The organism is Streptomyces globisporus, from assembly GCF_003501885.1.
Lineage (GTDB): Bacteria > Actinomycetota > Actinomycetes > Streptomycetales > Streptomycetaceae > Streptomyces > Streptomyces globisporus_D.
Map to the genome: position 1 here is coordinate 1 of NZ_QWFA01000267.1, position 6,491 is coordinate 6,491.

The window sequence follows — 6,491 nt, forward strand, 5'->3', positions numbered from 1 at the left end:
CGACGACGCGCGAGGTGCTCTCCCGGACGGTCGGGGCGGCCTCACGGGCCGGTTCGTCGGCGGGCGGGGGCGGCGCGTCCGTGAAGCGGTCCAGGACCACGACGAGGCGGCCGCCCGCCGTGCCCAGCATGGTCATCAGCGCCTGGACGGCGGGGGCGAGCGCCTGGGTGAGGTAGGTCAGCGCGCCGACGAGCCCTCCCGGTGTGAGCCCGTTCCGCAGCAGCCAGGGCGCCCCCAGGAGCAGCAGGAGCGGCGGGAGACGGCCGCAGACCGCGAGGGCCACCACCCGCACGGCCGACCAGCGGGCCAGCGAACGGGAGGCGGCGAGCTGCGCGTCGGCGAGGGCCCGGGACGCGGCCACCGTCCGCTCGGCGGTTCCGGCGGCGGCGATGTCCCGTACGGAGGCGGCGAGCTCGCCCGCGTGCGCGGCGTACGCCTCGTCGGCGGCGAGGTAGGCGCGCTGGCGGGCGGCCATCGGCGGCAGGGTGCCGAGGAACAGGGCGGTCCCGAGGACCAGCGGCGGCAGCACGATCAGGAGGAGGGCGGGCGAGAGGGCCAGCAGGCCGGTGACGGCGCCGGCGGCCGTGAACACGAACGACCGCAGGGTCAGGACGAGTCCGGCCCAGCCGTCCCGGGCGATCTCACTCTGATGGGTGACCTGGGAGAGGGACCGGGTGCTGACGTCGCCGGAGCGGCCGAGCGCGCCCGACAGCGCCCGTGCCACCGCGCGCCGGACCAGCCCGTCGCGCAGCGGCTCCACCAGGTCGGCGAGCCGGCCGAACACCCCCCGGGCGGCGAGCACGGAGGGCAGCACGGCGACGGCGGCGACGGCCAGCCAGAGGAGACCGGTCGCCGGGCGTCCGGCGAGGAAGCCGTCGTCGAGGGCGCGGGCGACCCCGTATCCGCTGAGGAAGGTCTGCGCGAACTCCAGCAGGGACCACGCGGACAGCCGCAGGATCGCCCCGGTGCGCGCCCTCAGGAAGGGCCGGGCCTCACGGCCGACCCGGCGCAGGGCGGTGTCGCGCGCGGGGCGTGCCGGGGCGTGGCGGCGCTTCATCGTGTCTCCGCCGCGGCGAGGGAGGTGGCCGCGGTGTCGTCCGCACCGCTGCTGTCCGTGCCGCCGCGTTCCGTAACGCTGATGTCCGTGCTGAAGACCGCCCGGTAGTCCGGGTCCTGCCACAGCTCGTCGTGGCGGCCCGACGCGCGGAGCCGGCCGTCCTCCAGCCAGGCGACCCGGTCCGCCCGCGCGGCCGAGGACAGCCGGTGGGCGACGATGATCCGGGTGCACTGCCCCGCCCGCGCGTCGAGGGCGCGGCGGACGTGGTGCTCGGTCACGGTGTCGAGACTGGACAGCGCGTCGTCGAGGATCAGCAGCCGGCCCGGGTGGGCGAACGCGCGGGCCAGACCCAGGCGTTGGCGCTCGCCGCCGGAGAGCGGGGCGTCGGCGACCGGGGTGGCGTAGCCGTACGGGAGCAGCGCGAGGAACCCGTCGGCGCGGGCCGCGCGGGCCGCTTCGCGTACGGCGTCCGGCGAGGCGGTCCAGGGGCCGTGGGCGATCGTGTCCTCGACGGTGGTGCCGAGGAGGGCGGGGCGGGCGAAGGCGTACGCCACCTCGCGGCGGAGCCGGCCCGGTTCCATGCCGTCCAGCGGGACGCCGTCCAGCAGCACGCTGCCGGTGTCCGGGTCGAGCAGCCGCCCGGCGACCGCGGCCAGCTGGGACTTGCCGGAGCCGGAGCGTCCGACGACGGCCAGGGACGTGCCGCCGGGGACGGTCAGGCGGACGCCGGTCAGCAGGGGGTGGCCGTCCTGTTCGACGCAGACGTCCCGGAGTTCGAGGTGTCCGGGGGCGTCGGGGACCGGGCCCAGGCCGCGGTGCGGCAGCGGGGCGAGGGTGAGGAGGGGGTCGAGGCTCCGGGCGGCGGCGCGGCTGCGGGCCAGGGAGCCGAGTGCTCCGGTGAGGGAGCCGATACCGACGGCGAGGCTCGCGTAGCGGGAGGCGGCGACGAGTTCGCCGACGCCGATCGCGCCCGCGCCGAGCCGGAGTCCGGCGACCGCGAGGACCAGCAGCATGAGCAGGGGCAGCAGGAGCCCGCTGCGGCCGACGGCCCGCCCGTACACGGTCCAGGTGCGGCGGCCGTGCTCGGCGAGAGCGGTCAGGGGTTCCAGGACGCGGCGGTGTTCGCGGGCGCCGGTGCGGGCGGCCCGGATGGTGTCGGCGCCTTCCAGGGCCTCGGTGAGCCGGTGGGCGATGAGCGACTGGGCGCGCTGGTAGTCGGCCCCGGCGTCGGCGGTGCCCCGGGTGAAGGTGCGCAGCAGGACGACGAGGAGGGGCGCGCCCAGGAGGAGGGCAGCGGCCGTCCACACGTCGATGAGGAGGAGCCCGACGAGTGCGCCGAGCGGGAGCAGGACGCCCGCGACGGCTCCGGCCGCGGTGACGGGCGCGGACGCGGCGTCGGCGGTGCGGGCGGTGAGCCGGGCGGTGAGGTCGCCGGTGGGCAGGGCGAGGGCCCGGCGGGGTTCGGCGGCCAGGACCCGGGCGGCGGTGCGGGTGCGCAGGAACGCGGTGAGCCGGGCGCTGGTGGTCGTGCCGGTCACGGCGGCCGCCGCGTCGAACCCGGTTTCGGCGAGGGTCAGCGCGGCGCAGAGAAGCAGCCCGGACCAGGGCACGGGCCCGCCGGAGACGAGCCGGTCGACGGTGTGGCCCAGGGCGGCGGGCAGGGCGAGGGCGGCGAGCGCCCCGCCGGTGGAGCAGAGGAACAGCCAGGTGAGGGCGGCCGGATGCTGCCGGGCGAGCCGTCGGACGCCGGAAGCCGTGCCGGGGCTCGGGTCCGGGTGCGGCAGCGGCACGGGGTCGCCTTTCGGGTCGGTGGGACGGCCCCTGCGGGCACGTGGCCGGCCGGCCCGTCGGTGGTGCTCACCGACGGGCCGGCCGGTGCGGGTCACGGGGTGCAGAGGACCACGCTGAGGGAGCTGTACTCACAGACCAGCAGCGAGACCTGGCTGCCCGTGGCGAGCTCGCCGAAGGAGTCCTCGGCCGGGGTGTCCATCGCCTGAAGGTCGAGAAGCGCCATGATGTGTCCTTTCGGGGACGATTGGTGGTGCTTTGGGCGGTGGTGCTAGAACGACCCCGGGTGGGGCCGGTCCGACGACCCCTGGCGGGGCCGGTTCGTGGGGCCGCTCGCGCGGCCGGGGTGCGCTGCCGCCGGAGCGGCGGGCAGGAAGGGAAGTCCGGTGGGGCGGCCGGCAGCGGCGCCCAGTGCGAGGAGTACGCCGGCGGTCCCGGTGGCCAGGTCCATCGACAGGCGCATCAACTGCTCGCCGGGGAAGGCGAGTCCGCCGCCGTACGCCAGGGCGTGGCTGCCCAGGAGACCGGTGTGGCGGTCGATCGCGCGCTGCCGGCCGGCCGGGTCGCACAGCGGGGTGGCCGCGAGGTGCAGCAGAAGTCCGGCCGAGCCCCTGAGCAGTCCGGGCTGGACGTAGAAGGCGGAGAGCGCGGCCGGGAACAGGGCCCGGCCCGCCGTCTCCAGCTCCGGGTCGGGGCGGTGGGCGAGGTAGGCGTCGATGACGGCCGCGATACCGGCGCTGCCCGAACCGGCGTACGGCATCAGCCGTTTGCCCTCGACGACGAGGAGTGACCCGTCGTCCCCGGCCCGGCAGCGTTCCAGGTCGCGGCGGAGCGCGGCGGCGGCCAGGTCGAGCAGGGCGGTGTCCCCGGTGGTCGCGTACCGGCGGATCAGCAGCAGGGCGATGCCGCTCGCGCCGTGCAGCAGTCCGGTGCGGGGCGACGGCGGACCGTCGACGAGCGCGCGGACGGCGAGGGCGGTGCAGCGGGCCGCGGCGGCGGACAGGGCCGGGGCGTCGGTGGCGGATGCGGTGCGGGCCAGGTCGTCGAGGGCGAGGCCGATGCCCGCGTACCCGTTGTGCAGCCCGGGCGCGAGGCCTTCCAGGGGCTGGTCGAGGATGATCCGGAGGAGGTCGGCGGCCTCGGCGGTGCGGCCGATCCGGTGCAGGGTCCAGGCGATGCCGGTGAGCCCGTCGTAGAAGCCGAGGGGGCTGCCGGACGCCGGGTCCTTGGCGTGCCGCAGGAGCCAGTCCTCGGCCGGTGCGCATGAGGGGGCCCCGGCCTCGTGGAGGGCGTAGAGCACTCCGGCCGCGCCGTACGCGAAGGACTGGCCGCCGGTGGCGGTGGCGAACTGGGCGATGTCCCCGGGGAAGCAGCGGTCGTCGCGCTCCGGTGTGCAGGAGGCGGTGATGGCCCGGGCCAGGGCGTCGCGGGTGCGGGGCCAGTCGCCGGGGGCCGTCGCGACGAGGGCCCCGGTGCCCCCCGTGCCGAGGTGCGGCTCCCCGGTGCCGAGGTGCGGCTCTGCGCCCCGCAGGATCTCCTCGACCGCCGGCCGCAGCGCCTCCTCCGCGACGGGGAAGGCCCGGGCGATGTCCTGTGCGAGCCCGGCGGCCTTCGTGCGGTCGATGCCGAACAGCGTGGTGAGCGGCAGATACAGGGCGAGCCGCAGACAGGCGAGCGCGTAGCGGTCGATGTCGGTGCCGCGCCGGTCGGCCGGGGCGACGAAGGCCGGGTTGGCGACGATCTGGCGGCGGCGTTCGGCGGCCGGGGAGGCCGCCTCGAAGTCGAGCAGGACGATCCGTCCGGCCTCCTCGTCGACCATCACATTGCTCATGTGCAGATCGCTGATGACGATGCCCCGCTCGTGCACCGCCTCGACGGCCCGCTCGACCTGCCCGTACAACTCCTCGGCCCACGCGGCGTGTTCGGCGAGGAGTTCCGGTGACGGGTGCTGCCGGGCGAGCGGGAAGCGGCGGGCGAACACGGTGTTGAGCGTGGTGCCGGGGATGTACTGGAGGACCAGGAAGTGATGGTCGCCGACCTCGAACACGTCCCGGACGTCCGGTACGCAGTCCAGCCCGGCCAGTCGCTCCAGGGCGGTCCTCTCCCGTTCCAGCCGGGCCACGGCGTCCGCCCCGTCGGCGGCCAGACCGGCGTGCGGCCGGGCCTCCTTGAGGACGACCTGCTCGCCGGTGCGGGTGTCGCGGCCGAGGTAGACCCCGCCGCCGTTGGAGAAGTGGAGCGCCTTCTCCACGGTGTACGGGAGGTCGGCGAGGCCCACGGCGGCCCGGGCTTCGAGGTGCGGCATCAGAAAGCCGGGCGGGGTCACCCAGGAGGGGACGCGGAAGGCCGGGCCCCGGTCGTCGGGGACGAGCCGGCCCTGCGGATCGGCGACGGCGGGCACGGGCCGCCCGTCCGGCCCGGAGCAGAAGCGGGCGGCGAACGCGCCGTACCGGGTGTGCACGGGCCCGTTCCCGCACCGCAGATCGCTCAGGATGTACGGGCCGTGCTCGCCCTCCAGGAGCTGCATCAGGGCGGTGCACACCTCGGGGAAGCTTTCCTCGGACGGCGGGTAGACGGTGATGAACTTCCCACTGCCGGCCCGGTCCGCGTACTTGGCGTTCCGCAGGGCCAACAGCCCCGCGTTCGGTATGCACTTGAAGGCGAGCCGGTGCTCCAGACAGTGGGCGGTGACCCGCTCCAGGACGGAGGCGGCGTTGTCGAGTGCGGCGGATATGTGGATCTTCCAGCCCTGGGCCGGCAGCCGCAGCCCGTCGGGGTTGTACGCGAGCCAGTCACCGCGCCGGGAGCGGGTCCACCCCTCGGGTGCGGAGCCACGGACGGCGGCGTAGAACGAGCTCTCCTCGTCGACGGCTCCGCCCGCTCCGAGGGAACGGTGAGGTGCGTCGTAGAAGCGGCGGTCCGCCTGGCAGTACGCGGCGTACTCCGGATTCACGCACGGCCCCCTCGCTCGGTTCCTCCGCGTCGTTCGCGGCGAGAGAGAAGTTGTCATAACGACGAGCGGTGCCCATAGTCACCGTTGTCACGACTCGTACATGCGCGCCAACCATGCGGAGCGCACCTCCTACTGATGCGTATCCGCGCGTCGCCCCGCCGTGAAGGGGCGACGACCGGGGGCGCGCGGGGGCGTGCACCGGGCGCTTTCGCCTCTCCTCAGCCCGCGCCGCGCACCAGGATGTCGCCCGCCTCGGTACGGAAATAGAGCACGGAGCGGCCCGCGCGGCGGCGGCGGACCAGTCCGGCGTCCAGCAGAATCCGCAGATGGCGGCCGACCGACCCCAGCCCCTGGCCGGTCAGCGCGACGAGCTGCGTCGTACTGAGCGGGGAGGCGAGCAGCGACAGGACGACCGCCCGCGCCGGGCCGATCAGCGCCCCCAGGGCGGCGGGTGCGGGCATGCGTTCGACCTCCGTGAGCGCGCCGGAGCACGGGTACACCAGCCCGTACCGGTGCGGGATGTCCCAGCAGACCCAGGACTGGTCCGGGGTGACGGGGATGAACAGGAGCTGGGCACGCTCCAGTTCACGGGGCGGATTGTCGTAGGTGTTGATCTGCAGTCGGCTGTCGCCCAGCCAACGAATCCCGGGCCGCATGCCGTTCAGGGCCTCGGCCCAGCCCGCCCGCCCCAAC

Annotated in this window: 4 protein-coding genes and 1 pseudogene; all 5 read right to left on the reverse strand. The window is 75.7% G+C overall.

The features are described 5' to 3' along the window. A pseudogene (locus D3105_RS31325) lies at window positions 1–1,057 on the reverse strand (ABC transporter ATP-binding protein); the annotation flags it as partial. After that, window positions 1,054–2,847, reverse strand: coding sequence for an ABC transporter ATP-binding protein (locus tag D3105_RS31330; protein ID WP_118906266.1), 1,794 nt, complete (start codon window positions 2,845–2,847; stop codon window positions 1,054–1,056). The gene D3105_RS31330 and the pseudogene D3105_RS31325, both read right to left, overlap by 4 nt. A gap of 92 nt (window positions 2,848–2,939) precedes the next feature. Further along, on the reverse strand, window positions 2,940–3,071 hold the full coding sequence (locus D3105_RS31335; protein WP_003966507.1) for a SapB/AmfS family lanthipeptide: 132 nt from the start codon (window positions 3,069–3,071) through the stop codon (window positions 2,940–2,942). A gap of 45 nt (window positions 3,072–3,116) precedes the next feature. Continuing rightward, on the reverse strand, window positions 3,117–5,798 hold the full coding sequence (gene lanKC / locus D3105_RS31340; RefSeq protein WP_118906267.1) for a class III lanthionine synthetase LanKC: 2,682 nt from the start codon (window positions 5,796–5,798) through the stop codon (window positions 3,117–3,119). 218 nt (window positions 5,799–6,016) lie between these two features. After that, window positions 6,017–6,491: ArsR/SmtB family transcription factor (locus D3105_RS31345; protein WP_133305730.1), on the reverse strand; the 475-nt coding region annotated here is incomplete at its 5' end.

Bases quoted from the DNA above. Each gene is read 5' to 3' on its own strand.
- D3105_RS31335 (WP_003966507.1), bottom strand. From the start codon at position 3,071: ATGGCGCTTCTCGACCTTCAGGCGATGGACACCCCGGCCGAGGACTCC.